Below are 15051 nucleotides of genomic sequence, written 5' to 3'. Positions count from 1 at the left end.
ATATATTACTACCGTTATTAGGGATCACTTACAAAGTTGCTTATTTTGCTTCTTATTGTGTTCTTATTGATTAACTGAGGCCATCAAAATGGAAATGGAAAAAAGGGATCTTTTTCTGCATACAATTCTTTTTGTGTCTGCGGTATTTTTGATGATAATTTTCAGTTATCTTCTCTTTTCATCCAGTTTTGATACTTTAGAAGAAAGGTATGCTATACACAATACTCATATGTTAGTTGATGAGATAGAAGATGATGAAGTAAATGTTATAAGTTCCACTGCTTCAAATCTGGCATTATATGCACAATATGAAATAATAGGTCCATTTAATGATAAGCTGGAGGAGAAACTCTCAGATGATGAACTGCTTATCAGTCATGATGTTGAATCCCTTTTAGTCTATAATACATCAACAACATCCCTTGTTTTTAAGCACACAATAGATGGCAGCCCTTCTTCTGCAGGTCTTGAATCTTATTTTGTATCTAATCCTGAAGCATTTTCAAGATGTATGGATACAGGCTCTCTTTCAGGTCTTGTTTTTCTTCCGGAAAGAACGCTTGTAGTTGCAATGGAATGTTTTGGCAGAGCAGGTGAAACAAATGGTAGTGAAATGGTAATTGTTATTTCACGTACAATTGACCTTAATGAAATAGCTATTACTCAGGACGGTACTATTTCTATTTCTCTGGAAGAGATTAAACCTCCTTTTGAGATAAATGGAGAGGTACCAGGTCAGATAGCAGGCGATGTTTCAGTTGGTAAATTTGAAGAAGGAACTCCTGCCGGAACGCTTCCTCTATATGATATTATGGGGCGTCCTGCAAAGCTCTTAAAAGTTGGAACGATGGGGCACACTGAAGCTGAAGGAATCCAATTGCTATCCCTTCTTGCTTTAACATTAATAGCTATAAGTTCTATTGAACTGTTCATCCATATCCATCTTGCAAAGAATATGAACTATGCTAAATTCAGCCAGCTTGTTCATGGACTTGGTAAAATTCAGAAAAGCGGTGATCTTACATCCAGAATAGAAATAGCAGGCGATGATGAGGTAAACTGGCTGGCTGACAATGTAAATAATATGTTGGATTCTCTTGAAGAAAATGAAGGGAAATATCATTCTCTTTTTGAAGAGTTAAATGATGCCATTATTATTTTTGGTCCGGGTGCTTCGCTGGTGGATGCAAATAGCAAGACATCTGAATTGCTTGAATATGAGCAGCCTGAGCTTTTTGCGATGGATCTCACTTTATTGTCCCCGGAAGGATATTCTCCTGATCTGGCAGATATTTATGAGAAAACAATCAGGGATGGTTCTGTCAGGTCAGAGATTAAGCTGAAACTTTCCAGTGGAAGAGAAATTCATGCAGGTATCAGTTCTTCAGTAATTGATAAAAAGCAAGGTACAGTTCAGGTGATCATCCGTGATATCACTGAAAAGAAACTCTATGAAGAAGCTCTATTGAACGCAAAGATCGAAGCTGATGCAGCTAACCGTGCAAAGAGCCAGTTCCTTGCCAATATGAGTCATGAACTGCGTACTCCTTTGAATTCCATTATCGGCTTTTCAGATATGTTGCTTTTAAGATCATTTGGTGATATCAATGATAAGCAGGAACATTACCTGAATAATGTTTCTAACAGTGGAAAACACCTTTTGAATGTTATTAATGATATTCTTGATCTGTCTAAGATAGAGGCAGGTATGATGGAACTGAATCTTGATGACGTTAATGTTTTCGAACTAACAGATGATGTTATGGGAACTATTTCCTCAATAGCAGTTAGAAAGAATATCAATCTGGAATCCAGAATTGACGAAGAACTCACTACTATCAAAGCTGACAGAATGAAAATCAGACAAACTCTTCTTAATCTCCTGAGCAATGCGGTGAAGTTCACTCCTGAAAATGGAAACATTACTCTGGGTATTAAAATACAAGGCAGATACGCTCAATTCTCAGTAAAGGATACAGGTATCGGTATCTCTAAACATGACCAAGAATCTCTCTTCCAGGAATTTACTCAGGTGGATTCTGCTCATAATCGCAAGTATGAAGGAACCGGACTTGGACTTGCCCTCGTGAAAAAGTTTGCAGAAATGCATAATGGCAGAGTCTGGGTGGAAAGTAAATTGGGTGAAGGTTCTTGCTTCTATTTTGAGATTCCTGTTGATGGGACGCAGCAGTGATCTTTGCAACATATATTGGCAAATCTCATTTTTAGTAGGATTTTTCATTTGTCTATCTTATTAGTTTGATTTTGTGAGTCATCCGACAACAATTCAATTTTTAATGCCAAATTGTAAATATATTTTATACATAAACTGAAATAATTATGTGTAAATAATTAGAGTTAATGGTAGATAGTAGTAATGAAGAGATGTTTTCTAATGAATGGATAAGAAAATGGACTTGGCGTGATACTCTTGATAGAATTCAGTACATTGATACAATCATTGCTCAGATAGTAAAAGATACAATTCTTTTAAATACTGTATTTTTTGCAATCTACGGTTCTTTGTTTTATTCATATTGTTCATTGAATTCATCTAGCTCTTCACAAAACATGCTATTACTAGGAATGGTAATAATTTCTATGGCAATGATACTTCTAAATGGAATGAGTTCTTTTAATCTTGCACTTCAAGAAAATGCTCGACAATGGTATTTCCATATTTTCCCAGTAAGTTTTCCTCTTTTTGATCCTCCAAAATGGCTTGATAAAGATGTAGATGATATATACAAAATGGATCCTAGAATATCTAATATTGAAAAAATAATCAACCATCCTATAATAATTGACAAAAAGAAAAATGAAGAATATGGATACTCTGTAACACCCAAAAAGCTTGAAATTGATAATTAAACTCTTAGAATTTGTAAATATGGGAAATGGTTTGATTATTGTAAATCCTGGCTAATTATTTTTATGATGATTTTTATGATTGGAATTGTATTTTTTGGAATCCCTTTTTACCTATTTTTACATATTTCATCTTGAAGTATAACTACATCAAAAAGCTAAATCATAATTACTGCTTCTCCAAAACCATCTCAAGATAAGATGTCCTGATGGAATCCTCTTCTCCAATTCCAAATTTCTCCAAAAATAAGAATATCTGTTTTCGGTGACCTTCTATATCAGATTCAGCACCTATCTCAACTTCCATGAATTCACCGAGTCCTTCAACTTTGTCAAGACAGATGGTCATATTCTCGTACTTGTAGACCTCTCTTGTTTTTCTGACAATACCTGATTCATAGAATCCAAGTGCAAGCAGGATGCTTCGAGTAGTTCCACCGTCGACTTCGGTCTCAAATTCTTCTCTTGTTTTGGAAAGAGTATCCAGCTTTTTGCCTTTGTAGGTCATAACAGACCTGCCATTCACGGAGCGTATCCTAAGTGCTTCATCCGTGGTTGCAAAATCCCTGTGTGGGGCATTAAAATAGGTGTCGCAGTGGTGCTGGACACCTACAAAAACAGCACCCATGACCGATAACTGCTCCTTTAGCTGGAGATGGTCGGCACGGGCCTTAACTTCTATTTCTAACATTTATCTGTAGATTCAGGTACGAATTTTGTTCCGTAATAGATCATACCACGTTCTCCGTCCTGTCCAAGTTTCCTGAACACAGGTTTGACCTTCATACCTATCTTTACATTCTCAGCATCACAGATGATCTGGCTTGTGAGGCTTGGTCCTTCTTCCAGTTTGATAATTCCAAGAACATAAGGTGTTTGTCCCTCAAAACCTTCGGCAGCAGTGTGAATAACAGTATACGTCACAACCTCTCCTTTGCCGGAGAATTTGTACTCCTCTATCTCACCATCACGCCTGCACTTTGGACACATATTACGTGGTGGGTAGAACTTCTCTCCGCATTTCTTGCACTGTGTACCCACAAGGTTGTACCTGGCTATCTGTTTTCTCCAAAATCTTGGTACTGACATGATAATCACCTGTCCCTCGAGAAAATGTGTACAACAGCAGTCGCACCGGAACCTCCCACGTTGTGGGTCATTCCAATCTCTGCTCCGTCAACCTGGCGCTTTCCTGCTTCGCCACGAAGCTGCTCTACTATCTCAACAGCCTGCTTAACGCCGGTAGCTCCTACAGGGTGTCCGCATGACTTCAGTCCACCTGAGGTATTAACAGGTATCTTTCCTCCAATTGCGGTCTCACCATTCTGGGTCAGGATTCCGCCTTCACCTTTCTTAGCAAAACCAAGGTCTTCAATGGCACATATTTCAGCAATGGTGAAACAGTCATGGACTTCAACAAGGTCAATGTCCTTTGGCTGCACCTTTGCCATTTCGTAGGCTCTCTTTCCTGCTGCTACACTGGCATCCAGAGTTGTAATATCCCTGCGGTCGTGCAGTGCAATGGTATCTGATGCCTGTGCGGTTGCCTTCACATAAATTGGAGTATCAGTGTACTCATGTGCAATATCTGCAGGTGCAAGCACCACGGCAGATGCACCGTCTGTGATTGGTGAGCAGTCGAATATGTGTAGTGGATCTGCCACCATAATGGATTTTAAGACCGAATCAACGGTAATTTTGGATTTGTACTGGGCAATCGGGTTGTGCTGACCATTCTGATGGTTCTTCACAGCAACCTGTGCCAGCTGTTCGCTTGTGGTCCCGTACTTGTGCATGTGCATCCTTGCGATCATTGCATAAAGTCCCGGGAACGTTGCACCCATAATACCTTCCCATTCCCTGTCAGCTGCTGCTGCAAGGGCAGATGATGCCTTTGGTGAAGGTACATCTGTCATCTTTTCTGCACCGGCTGCAATAACAATGTCATCCATTCCTGAAGCCACTGCATAGATTCCCTGCCTGAGTGCAAGTCCGCCTGAAGCACAGGCAGCTTCAACACGTGTTGAAGGCACATGAAGATTCTTTGCAAGACCTGAATAATCAGCAATAAGCGCACCGATATGTTCCTGCTCGACAAACTGTCCACCGCTCATGTTACCGACAAACATTGCATCGATCTTTTCTCCTACAACGCCTGCATCACTTACAGCACCGGCACCTGCTTCAACTACAACATCTCTGAAAGAGCGGTCCCACAATTCGCCGAATTTTGTGTTTTTAACACCTATGATTGCTACATCTCTCATTTTCCACACCTCATGCTATCTTTATTTTGCCCTTATGCTTGGCGTACGTTGCGTAGTCTACATAGATCGGGTCTGCAAGAAGCTCTTCGACTTTCGGTGCATTGTCACGCATCTCATCGATCTTGTCGGTGACTGTTATGCTGAAAGCATCTCCACCGGCACCAGATCCAAAAGCGGTTGCAAATATGCGGTCACCTGGTTTTGCCTGGTCAAGTGTTGCTGCAATTCCCATCATACAGGAACCGGAGTATGTGTTTCCAAGTCTTGTAACTACAAGTCCCGGTGCAATCTGTTCTTTGCTGAATCCAAGCATCTTGGCTGCACGGCTTGGGAATTTTCCATTTGGCTGGTGGAAAACTGCATAATCGTAATCTTCAGGTTTTGCGTCCAGCTTGTTGAGAAGTCCTTTTGCAGCGTTTGTAACGTGCTTGAAGTATCCTGGCTCTCCTGTGAATCTGCCACCATGTTCCGGATATGGCATTCCTTCACGTCTCCAGAAGTCAGGAGTATCAGTTGTAAAAGAATATGTGTCCTCGATAACGGCCACAAGTTCGGATTCCTTATTTCCGATAATGTATGCTACACCACCTGCTGCGGCAGTGTATTCAAGGGCATCTCCGGGAGCTCCCTGTGCTACATCAGCACCGATAGCCATTCCCAGATCGATCATGCCTGAATTAACCAGACCCATACATGCCTGGACGGCTGCGGTTCCTGCCTTACAGGCAAATTCAAAATCAGCCGCAGTCATTACCGGAGTTGCTCCGGTTGCTTCTGCTACGATAGTACTGGTAGGTTTTACAGCATAAGGATGGCTTTCAGAACCGGTGTATACAGCACCTATTCTCTGCGCATCTATGCCTGACCTGTTTACTGCAGCCCTTGCAGCCTCTACTGCAATAGTCGCTGCATCTTCATCAACATCAGGAACTGCTTTTTCATTGACCATCAGTCCTGCCTTGAGAATCTCTGCATCGTCTCCCCATACGCGGGCGATGTCCTCTACTTTTATTCTATATTTTGGTACGTAGGCACCATATGAGACTATCCCTACACTCATCTTAACACCGTTTAAATGTGCATTTAGTGATATTTACTCAATGACGTGATATTCGCTGTATTTCTTTAGCGCTTCTACCATTTCGTCAATATCCATTGTCGTTGCAAGTAGGGGAATCCTGTCAATCTCAGCCATTTTTTTAGCCATCAGATGCACTTCATTTCCTCGCAGGCCATGCATTACAACAGCCCCGGGTTTCAGGTTTGTAACCCTTATGGCGACCATTGGTGATTTTCCAGTCGTGACCTTGGTGAATATCATTGCACGTTCAGTACTCCATCCGTAGAGTTTCTGGAACTCATGGGATGAAAGTTCAAGAATAGCCTTTTTACTGTCAACAACAGTAAAACCGTAAAGCGGTTTCTCTATTCCTTTATTAACGATGTCTGCCTCAATGATACTGGCAAGTTTTGCAACCTGCATGGGAAATGTGTATTCGTAGGTGGCGTAAATGGCCTTAGACGTTTTGTCTGCGAAAAGTATCCCCTCATAAGCATGAATTTTCTGTCCTCCTCTCTGTGCGTCAATCTCGAGAAGCGCATCGACTATTCTGCTCACTATTAGCGTACCCGGAGATTTTCTCCTGCCGCTCTCATAGTCGCTGATGACCGAAGGAGATACACTCAGATAACCAGAAAGGTCGGTCTGTGCGATCTCGAAGTTCAATCGCCATTTTTTCAGGGCCTCGCCAGGCTTCTCTGACAGCGTAATCTCGCCTGCCATCTTTTCTGCAAGACGCTGGCGAACCATATCATGCGATTCGTCTTCACTCATGCTTTACATTCCTAAGGGTAGATTACCATATATATTTAACGAATACAAGTTCGTTTATTGTCGATACGTTTCGATTCAAAACATTTCTTTATTTATAGTATGTTATATATCAACTATAAAAATATGTTTCTTAAAAACGAAAAAATAAAAATAACTGTGTCCGAATTATCCATGTATTTTTCCTGTGCAAGAAAATTATATTATTCATGCCGCGGCCACGAGCAGTTCCATTCTTCCTCTCTTAGCTATATAGAACACCTTGTATTAAAGGAAATGGCTATGAAGTATTCTGATGTGTTGAAGAGCTCTTCGTCAAAAGACGATGTGTTATCCGTGGACTTTGATTCCATGCTTTTGCAGGTGATGGATGACTTGAGTATAATTTATCCTGATGAAGTCTCAGGACTCATGCAAGAAGAAATGACTGAACTTACAGAAAGTGCCCGCTCTTATCTGCCAGAGATTCAGCAGAATCTTGCTGAGCAAATTGAAGACCCGGAAATATCCGAAATATCCATAATTGCAGACATGATATCCTCATTAGATGAAGAACCCTATCTACATTCTGAAAAGTTGAATGTGACAGGCGTTCCTTACAGACTTCTCAGTATGGACGATTCATTTGTTCCTGTTATAATAAAAACATCAAAAGCTCCTGAAAATGGTGTCTGGAACAACGACAGGTTACATGTTACTTGCTTTGCAATGCTTGCGGAAGAAACCCACGGAATTCCTGTGAAATCCTGTCTTGTGATCTATGCAAAGTCAGGCCATTTCAGAAAAGTCAATATTCATTCAAATGACCGCAGGCAGGTCTTAAAAGCGATCAGTCGTGCAAGACAGATCAAGAATGGCAAGATGCCGGATAAAAATGAGAGTGCACTGTGCGCCAGTTGTGAATTTTCAGAGATGTGCAACGTGAAAGCTTCGCTTGCTTCAAAGTTATTATGAGAGGTCATAATAACTGAGTTTTGTTTTTCATATTGCTTCTTAATCCAAAAAATGGGGTGTTTTTCGGTCAAGAGCATTAATATTCGTTCAAGGTAGGAAATGTAACAACAGATTCTCAATGTTTCAATTTCAACTATTAAGAAAACAATTGACGCACATAAATTATTTCAAAAATAGATCTCTTTGATTACGGCTTGTTTTGGATTCTTCGGATCAACCAGCAAAATCACTTCGTCACCCTCTTTAAAAATGTTTACATATTGTGAATCAGTTAATGCATTTCCTCTCCAATAATCTACCCCTTCATATGTATATTTGTATTCAATTCTTTTTCTGGAAAGAACACCTTCAAAAGAGATATATCCTGTAATCTCTACTCCTCGCTTATATAATGTTTTAAACAAATGAATTCTCCAACCAAGCATTGGTATAGCTATAAAAATTACATAATAACCCATATTTTTAAAAAAGGGAGCAGATGATTCGGTTAATGGATCACGTCCATGTTTCAAGTCTGGAAAATATCCAAACTGACTAGTAGCAAAGTATATTGCCCATGGTATAACCATCATTAATATGGCAACCAAAGCACAATAATCATGCGTTAGAATTCTGCCTAATGAGAATGTTCGCTGTTTATCCATGATTTACCAATTATCCATGTTTTATCGTTCTGTTTTTCAAGATATTCTATATACCATTATTAATTTTGTTATGTTGTATTGCAAAATTATTTCTCGATTAAAAAATGAATAACTAGTCAAATTGGTTTTTCGGACAAAGCGCAGTTTGCCAAAAAGCATTTAAGACTTAAATATCTAGGTTGACAGAATGTCCAAACCTCTTTACCTTGGTGAACTGCTCCTTTACTGGTGCCCTTCATGTAACGTTCCTGTACTCGGAAAAGAATGCTCCTGCGGGGCAAAAACCAAACAGGTAACTATCACTCCTCCCGGAGATATCAGGCCTGCTTTTCCGTATGAAATTGAGCTTATCAATAAGATTTCTGTTGAGCAGTTCAATGCACCATTAATCACAGACCAGCGCATGGTTGTATTGAATAAATCTCCCTATGACGACCGTATGGAAGAGGTTATTGTAGACGGTGAGGTCATAGGCAGCATACGTTTTGAGCTTGAACAGCTCAAATGGACTCTTCTTCTGAGAATTAATGGTGCAAGGCGCATATTTGACAATACAGATTACAAGACCCTGAAAAACTGGGTTGTGATTGATGCAGGTGCTGAGAAGTTCATTCTGGGTGGTGCCAGTGTACTAGCTCCAGGTATTAAGGATGCAGATCCTTCTATATTGGAAGCTGAAGAGGTAGTTGTCCTTACCCATGAAGGAAAAGTCCTTGGTGTAGGACGCACCCGCATGACCGGGGAAAAGATGCTCGAAAGAGGAAAGGGTGTTGGCGTAAAAGTGAGGTTCAAGGAAGAACCTGCTGATATCATGGTTCCAGAGGGTGGACAGACCTGGGATGATGTTGTAAAAGCCAACGAGAACTACATGAACGATTTCATTGAGCGTTCCCACAAATTCATCAAAAATGTATCTTCATCAGTAGACCGTCCGGTCACAGTATCCTATTCCGGAGGAAAGGACAGCCTTGCAGTTTTACATCTTGTAAGTGAGTGCCTTGATGAGTACGACCTTCTGTTTTCAGATACAGGCATTGAGTTTCCTGAAACCGTAAAGAATGTACATGATGTCGCAGAGGCCTATGGTAGACCACTGAAGATGATGGACTCAGGAAATGCTTTCTGGGATTCAGTTGACAGTTTCGGTCCTCCAAGTGTTGAGGTCCGCTGGTGCTGTAAAGTCTGTAAACTTGGCCCAATCACCCAGATCATTAATGATAATTTCGAGAACGGATGTCTCACTTTCATCGGCCAGAGGAAATACGAGTCTGACACAAGAGCAAAGAGTGAGCGTGTCTGGAAGAATCCGTGGGTAGGAAACCAGGTGGCTGCTGCTCCTATACAGAACTGGACTGCAATGCATGTGTGGCTCTATATTTTCAAGAATGACCTGCTATACAATCCACTTTACGCTGAAGGTTTTGACAGAATTGGATGCTGGCTATGTCCATCATGTTCCGTTGCAGACCTTTACAGACTCAAGGAAACTCACCCTGAAATGGAGAAAAAGCTCAATGATTACCTGCTTTCCTATGCAGAGCGCATGGGTCTTTCTGAGGACTGGGTAAAGCACGGTTTCTGGAGATGGAAGGACCTGCCTGCCCCGTTAAAAGAGATTGCAAAGAAAAAGGGAATTAACCTTATTCCCCAGAGTAAGAATGAGTACAGTCTCAATTTCACTGTTACTACTGGTTATCGTCCATGCAAGCAGGGTGGAATATCCGCAGAAGGTGGTTTTGATGGTCCTGTGGACATCAACAGGCTGGAACTGACAGGAATGCTGGAGGCAGTTGGAAATACCTCATACATGGAAGGCGTTGCAATGGTGACCGAAGATGAGGACCGTGCCCAGGTCTTTGCTTCAGGTAGTGTGACTGCCAGAAGTGATTCAGACAAGTCCGCCCGCAGGCTCATGAGAAGAGTGGAACTTTCAGTCAGAAGGGCGCTTCTTTGCAGTGGCTGCGGTGTCTGTGTTGGAAAATGTCCATCAGGTGCCATAAAAATCAAAAAGGGACTGGCTATCATCAATGATAAATGTACACACTGTGGTCAGTGCATAAGCGTTTGTCCTGTTGTCAAATTCAATTCCTGATTTTGACCAGAAACCTTTTAGTATATATTCGCCAATCCTATACGGTGATTTTTTGGTAAAAAGAGCACTGCTCAGCGTTTCTGATAAAACCGGAATTGTAGATTTTGCTCGTGGACTCGAATCATTGGATATACAGATTATCTCTACCGGCGGCACTGCCCGTATACTTCGTGACTCAGGTATTGAGGTCATGGACGTTTCAGACGTTACGGGTTTTCCTGAAATGATGGGCGGCAGGGTTAAGACTCTACATCCAAGGATCCATGGTGGAATTCTCAGCATAAGAGATGACCATGACCATATGGGAGAGGCCCAGAAAGCAGAAGTAGAAATGATAGACCTTGTAGTGGTCAACCTTTATCCTTTTGAGATCACAGTTTCAAAAGAAGGCGTATTGCTTGATGAAGCTATTGAAAACATTGACATCGGCGGACCTGCAATGCTCAGGTCGGCAGCTAAGAATTATCGTTATGTAAGTGTTGTATGCGATCCTGATGATTATGGTCATATCTTAAAAGAGATTCGTTCCACAGGAGTCGTATCCCCGAAGACAAGAGAAGTGCTTGCTGTAAAGGCTTTCAGGCACACAGCTGATTACGATGCTACCATAGACACATATCTTAGTAAGGAACTTCTTGGTGAGGAAGTACTGCGTCTTAGTTACAAGGACGGCGTAACCCTCAGATATGGTGAGAACTGGCACCAGGCTGCTAAGTTCTATAAAGAAGATGACGTAACCGGCCCTTCACTTGCAAATGCAACCCAACTTCATGGAAAAGAACTTTCTTATAACAATTACATTGATGCTGACAATGCCCTCCAGACCGTTAAGGAATTATCCTGTTCCAATGCGGCAGTGGCAATTGTAAAGCACAACAACCCATGCGGTCTTGCAACCGGTGACACTCTTTTGCAGGCACTCGGTGCAGCATGGGACGGCGATCCAATATCCGCATACGGAAGCATAATATGCACAAACACTGTTTTTGATCTTCAGGCAGCAGAGTTCCTCAATGGTAAGTTCATTGAGATCATCCTCGCTCCTGGATTTGAGCCAGATGCTCTTGAATATCTCAAGAACAAGAGTGCAAATCTCCGTCTGCTTGAATTGCCTGAACTGAACGAACCATTCGAGGTTGAGAATACCTACAAGTTCGTTATCGGCGGCATACTGGAGCAGTCCCGCAACGTTGGTATCTATGACAAATGGGATTGTGTAACAGAAACTCCATATCCGGAAGACCTCCGCGCAGTTTCTGAGTTTGCCATGCATGCATGCAAATGTGTGAAATCAAACGCAGTTACCCTTGCATTTGAGTATGCTGACGGCTGCTACATGATGCTTTCAATGGGTGCAGGCCAGCCAAACAGGGTTGATTCCATCAGGAAACTTGCTGCTACAAAGGCACGTGAGAACCTCAAGGTCATGTACGACCGTGAGATCACTGACATGTCATACGAGGAATACTGCAATGAAGTGTTCGCAAAATGCGTAATGGCTTCAGACGCTTTCTTCCCATTCGATGACAGTGTTGTGCACGCAGAAGAAAATGGTATAATGTATATTCTTTCACCGGGTGGTTCCATCAGGGATCAGGAAGTCATTGATACAGCTAACAGATTGGGTGTATCATTGGTATTCACCGGAATGAGACACTTCTTGCATTGAAGTGTTTCTTTATTTTTTATTTATTTTTTGAAGGTGTTCTTTCATTTCTCATTAGATTTGTTTTCTATTTTCTATTCCTCTTAAATTTCGCACAGTATCTCTTAAAATTTAGCTTTATTATGTAATACTTATTTTCTGCTACTTTTTGCGCAAAAAAGTTATAAATCATTAGCTAATTTTTATAATAATTGTTTATGTTTCATTTACTGTTTGGTTGGATACATTACTCTACATAAATTGAGGTGGAAAATTGAAGTCTAAGGGACTTTTGAGTATATTGACATTTTCTGAAAAGAGGAAAGATATATTATTCCTGCTGGAAGAAAAATCATGTACATTATCCGACATCAAAGATTATTTTGACGTATCCTCTCCGGAAATTTCCCCACGAATAAAGGAAATGCTGGAGCACAACCTGATAGAAAAAACAGACAAGCATTATCATATAACTCCTATTGGAAAAGCTATAATCCACCATTTCAGGCCTTTTCTGGATATTATTGAAACAATAGAGAAAAACAAGTCTTTCTGGGATGAACATTATCTTGATGACATTCCTCAGCATTTGCTTAACGATCTTATAGCTTTGAAAGAATGCGATGTTGTGTCAGGTAGTATAGAGAATATCTATGAATCACATAAGATATTTGTGGAAAATCTCCTCAAATCAACGACTATCAAAGGATTAACCTCTATTTTCATACCAACACACCCTGATTTTGTAGTGGAACTTGCAAATAAGGATGTTCCAACTTCTTTGATACTGACTGAAAATATATTTCAAAAAGTAAGGGATGAGCACCGTGAAAAACTGGAGTTCTATCTGAATTCTCCACAAACCGAGCTTCATGTAATAGATGATGCAAAGCTTGCTTTTGTGGTTACTGATGTATTCTTCTCTATGTCCTTGTTCTTTAATCCTGACACTTATGATCCAAGAGATGATCTTGTAGGGTATGATCCGGCTGCATTAAAATGGGGAAGTGACCTTTTCGATTATTACCTGGGCAAATCCCGCAAGGTAACATCTATCTGATGAATTCAGAAAATAAGAAAATACTCATTTTTCCCTGCAACTATATAGTTGATGTTCTGTAGTAGGTATATCTGTTTGACAGGTTTTTTATTCCTCATTTTCTTCCCCTGCATTCTGCAATAGAATGTATCCGAATACTCCAAAAAACAGAGGAGCAACAGGAAGAGTCTTGAAACTGCTGTTCCAGACTGCAAGAGAGCTTGCGAGTGATAGGATAGCGCATGCCATGAGTATGTAACCTGCGGTCTTTGTATTGATCTCCTTCTCTATATTCTCTTTTAAGAGTTCATAGGCAGCAAGTCCTATGCAGATAAAGGATGCAAGACCCCATCCAAGTGTTCTTACAGATGGCAGGAATCCTCCCATGGAAAGCATGGTCATCTGCTTGAAAATGCTGACAAATAGCGTTCCATAAATGATGTCAAAATTAGCGTAGAATACAGAGAATTTGATTCCCCACCCTTGGGAATATGCAGAATAGAAGTAAATTTCCCAGGGTATAACCAGACATATAAGTGGCATTATTTTTCTCAAAAGCTTCATATCATCCGGTTTTATTCTCCAATTTGTCATAGTTGCTTATTGTATAAGTTGATATATATATTTTTATCTAAAGGGAAGTGCCTATATATTACATTGTGTTCTATATATTCAAGTAATCTATAAACATAAACGAGGGATTTCAATAGAAACCAGAAAAGTTCAGCAAACAGGTGGTTCCACTTATATTATTTCTCTTCCAAAAACCTGGGCCGACAAAGTTGGTATAAAGACGGGCAGCAGAGTTTCATTACAACCTCAGCCTGATGGGAAACTGGTAATAGATCCCATACACGATGCTCCTCCTACAAGAAAGATACAGATAGATGTTACCGGAAGCATGGGGGATGCGCTGATCAGGGATATGATAGCTGCTTATCTTGCAGGTTCTGATATAATAGAGGTAAAAGCAGACAGGATACTGGCGGAACAAAAGAACATCATCCGCAGCATGTGTTACAAGCTTATAGGACCTGAGATCATCGAGGAAACTGCAAAGAAGGTGGTTATCCAGGATCTTTTAAACCCTGATGAAATATCCATCAAAAAGAGTGTAAGGAGAATGTATCTAATATCCAATTCCATGCACATTGATGCTATAAAAGCCATCAAGACACGTGATGCAGATCTTGCACTTGACGTGGACCAGAGGGATGATGATGTTGACAGGCTGTTCTTATTGATCTCAAAACAGTTCCGTTCAATATTGCGCGGTGCAAGGCTGCCTGATGCGGCTGAAACCTCAATTGATGAATATCATGATCTCAGGATGGCAGCCGGTCCTATTGAACGTATAGCAGACCATGCGCGTAAGATAGCAAAGGTCACAACTACCCTAAATGAATCAATTCCTGATGATATTATGGAAATGATCGAGTCAACATCTGAGATGTCAAGAAAAATTGTTGAGGACGCAATTGATGCCCTTTACAATTCTGATGTCGAACTTGCAAACCAGGTTATTGACAGGGTTGCCCGTATGTCTTCTATGGTTAACAAACTAAATGCTGCTACTCTCAAGATAAAGTCATACGGAGCTGTGGTTGCCCTTGGAACAGTTGTTGACAGTATTGACAGGACAGCTGATTACGGTTCAAATATAGCTGAAATTGCTATAAATTCTGCAATGTCAAGAAATGTATGAGGCGAA

14 protein-coding genes are annotated in these 15051 nt (G+C 40.8%); 7 read left to right on the top strand and 7 right to left on the bottom strand.

Going from position 1 to position 15051, the window contains the following annotated elements; genetic code table 11:
- The first annotated feature begins 88 nt into the window (after window positions 1-88).
- Both FKV42_RS01470 and FKV42_RS01465 read left to right on the top strand, forming a co-directional pair.
- Window positions 89-2194 carry an ATP-binding protein gene (locus FKV42_RS01470; protein ID WP_154808461.1) on the top strand — a complete coding sequence of 702 codons (2106 nt, stop codon included), beginning with the start codon at window positions 89-91 and terminating at the stop codon, window positions 2192-2194.
- A 167-nt stretch (window positions 2195-2361) separates the two neighbouring features.
- Window positions 2362-2871 (top strand): hypothetical protein, encoded by a 510-nt coding sequence (locus tag FKV42_RS01465; protein WP_154808460.1) that lies wholly within the window; start codon window positions 2362-2364, stop codon window positions 2869-2871.
- A gap of 166 nt (window positions 2872-3037) precedes the next feature.
- Here FKV42_RS01465 and cyaB read toward each other — a convergent pair whose 3' ends face one another.
- The 5 genes from cyaB to FKV42_RS01440 are packed head-to-tail and all read right to left on the bottom strand — an operon-like array spanning window position 3038 to window position 6969.
- A complete protein-coding gene (gene cyaB / locus FKV42_RS01460; RefSeq protein ID WP_154808459.1) occupies window positions 3038-3559 on the bottom strand; it encodes a class IV adenylate cyclase in 522 nt (173 codons plus the stop codon).
- Complete coding sequence (locus tag FKV42_RS01455; protein ID WP_196214007.1) at window positions 3553-3957, bottom strand: Zn-ribbon domain-containing OB-fold protein; 405 nt, start codon at window positions 3955-3957, stop codon at window positions 3553-3555. Before FKV42_RS01455 ends, cyaB begins: the two co-directional genes overlap by 7 nt.
- Before the next feature lie 5 nt (window positions 3958-3962).
- Window positions 3963-5135, bottom strand: a complete 1173-nt coding sequence (locus tag FKV42_RS01450; RefSeq protein WP_154808458.1) for an acetyl-CoA acetyltransferase — start codon at window positions 5133-5135, stop codon at window positions 3963-3965.
- Between the two features lie 10 nt (window positions 5136-5145).
- Window positions 5146-6195, bottom strand: a complete 1050-nt coding sequence (locus tag FKV42_RS01445; protein WP_154808457.1) for a hydroxymethylglutaryl-CoA synthase — start codon at window positions 6193-6195, stop codon at window positions 5146-5148.
- A 33-nt stretch (window positions 6196-6228) separates the two neighbouring features.
- Window positions 6229-6969, bottom strand: coding sequence for a helix-turn-helix domain-containing protein (locus tag FKV42_RS01440; RefSeq protein ID WP_154808456.1), 741 nt, complete (start codon window positions 6967-6969; stop codon window positions 6229-6231).
- 123 nt (window positions 6970-7092) lie between these two features.
- Between FKV42_RS01440 and FKV42_RS01435 the strand changes: the two genes are divergently transcribed.
- On the top strand, window positions 7093-7920 hold the full coding sequence (locus FKV42_RS01435) for a Dna2/Cas4 domain-containing protein (RefSeq protein WP_196214006.1): 828 nt from the start codon (window positions 7093-7095) through the stop codon (window positions 7918-7920).
- A 167-nt stretch (window positions 7921-8087) separates the two neighbouring features.
- On the opposite strand, the gene FKV42_RS01430 is transcribed toward FKV42_RS01435, so the two are convergent.
- A complete protein-coding gene (locus FKV42_RS01430) occupies window positions 8088-8564 on the bottom strand; it encodes a DUF3592 domain-containing protein (RefSeq protein ID WP_154808454.1) in 477 nt (158 codons plus the stop codon).
- Between the two features lie 187 nt (window positions 8565-8751).
- Between FKV42_RS01430 and FKV42_RS01425 the strand changes: the two genes are divergently transcribed.
- The 3 genes from FKV42_RS01425 to FKV42_RS01415 all read left to right on the top strand — a co-directional run bounded on the left by FKV42_RS01425 (window position 8752) and on the right by FKV42_RS01415 (window position 13361).
- Window positions 8752-10656: a phosphoadenosine phosphosulfate reductase domain-containing protein gene (locus FKV42_RS01425; RefSeq protein ID WP_154808453.1), complete on the top strand. Its 1905-nt coding sequence runs from the start codon at window positions 8752-8754 to the stop codon at window positions 10654-10656.
- A gap of 52 nt (window positions 10657-10708) precedes the next feature.
- Window positions 10709-12325, top strand: a complete 1617-nt coding sequence (gene purH / locus FKV42_RS01420; protein WP_154808452.1) for a bifunctional phosphoribosylaminoimidazolecarboxamide formyltransferase/IMP cyclohydrolase — start codon at window positions 10709-10711, stop codon at window positions 12323-12325.
- Between the two features lie 250 nt (window positions 12326-12575).
- A complete protein-coding gene (locus FKV42_RS01415) occupies window positions 12576-13361 on the top strand; it encodes a helix-turn-helix transcriptional regulator (protein WP_154808451.1) in 786 nt (261 codons plus the stop codon).
- 87 nt (window positions 13362-13448) lie between these two features.
- Here the strand turns inward: FKV42_RS01415 and FKV42_RS01410 are convergent, their stop codons facing one another.
- A complete protein-coding gene (locus FKV42_RS01410) occupies window positions 13449-13934 on the bottom strand; it encodes a hypothetical protein (protein WP_154808450.1) in 486 nt (161 codons plus the stop codon).
- A gap of 55 nt (window positions 13935-13989) precedes the next feature.
- On the opposite strand from FKV42_RS01410, the gene FKV42_RS01405 reads away from it, so the two are divergent.
- On the top strand, window positions 13990-15045 hold the full coding sequence (locus FKV42_RS01405) for a PhoU domain-containing protein (protein ID WP_328287502.1): 1056 nt from the start codon (window positions 13990-13992) through the stop codon (window positions 15043-15045).
- The last annotated feature ends 6 nt before the right edge of the window (window positions 15046-15051 follow it).

Origin of the sequence: Methanolobus vulcani, assembly GCF_006546655.1 — an archaeon.
Classification (GTDB): Archaea; Halobacteriota; Methanosarcinia; order Methanosarcinales; family Methanosarcinaceae; genus Methanolobus; species Methanolobus vulcani_A.
Note: the sequence above shows the minus strand (reverse complement) of the source record. Positions and strands in the feature narration are given on the sequence as shown.

Bases quoted from the DNA above. Each gene is read 5' to 3' on its own strand.
- FKV42_RS01470 (WP_154808461.1), top strand. From the start codon at position 89: ATGGAAATGGAAAAAAGGGATCTTTTTCTGCATACAATTCTTTTTGTG.
- FKV42_RS01465 (WP_154808460.1), top strand. From the start codon at position 2,362: ATGGTAGATAGTAGTAATGAAGAGATGTTTTCTAATGAATGGATAAGA.
- cyaB (WP_154808459.1), bottom strand. From the start codon at position 3,559: ATGTTAGAAATAGAAGTTAAGGCCCGTGCCGACCATCTCCAGCTAAAG.
- FKV42_RS01455 (WP_196214007.1), bottom strand. From the start codon at position 3,957: ATGTCAGTACCAAGATTTTGGAGAAAACAGATAGCCAGGTACAACCTT.
- FKV42_RS01450 (WP_154808458.1), bottom strand. From the start codon at position 5,135: ATGAGAGATGTAGCAATCATAGGTGTTAAAAACACAAAATTCGGCGAA.
- FKV42_RS01445 (WP_154808457.1), bottom strand. From the start codon at position 6,195: ATGAGTGTAGGGATAGTCTCATATGGTGCCTACGTACCAAAATATAGA.
- FKV42_RS01440 (WP_154808456.1), bottom strand. From the start codon at position 6,969: ATGAGTGAAGACGAATCGCATGATATGGTTCGCCAGCGTCTTGCAGAA.
- FKV42_RS01435 (WP_196214006.1), top strand. From the start codon at position 7,093: ATGTTTCTTAAAAACGAAAAAATAAAAATAACTGTGTCCGAATTATCC.
- FKV42_RS01430 (WP_154808454.1), bottom strand. From the start codon at position 8,564: ATGGATAAACAGCGAACATTCTCATTAGGCAGAATTCTAACGCATGAT.
- FKV42_RS01425 (WP_154808453.1), top strand. From the start codon at position 8,752: ATGTCCAAACCTCTTTACCTTGGTGAACTGCTCCTTTACTGGTGCCCT.
- FKV42_RS01410 (WP_154808450.1), bottom strand. From the start codon at position 13,934: ATGACAAATTGGAGAATAAAACCGGATGATATGAAGCTTTTGAGAAAA.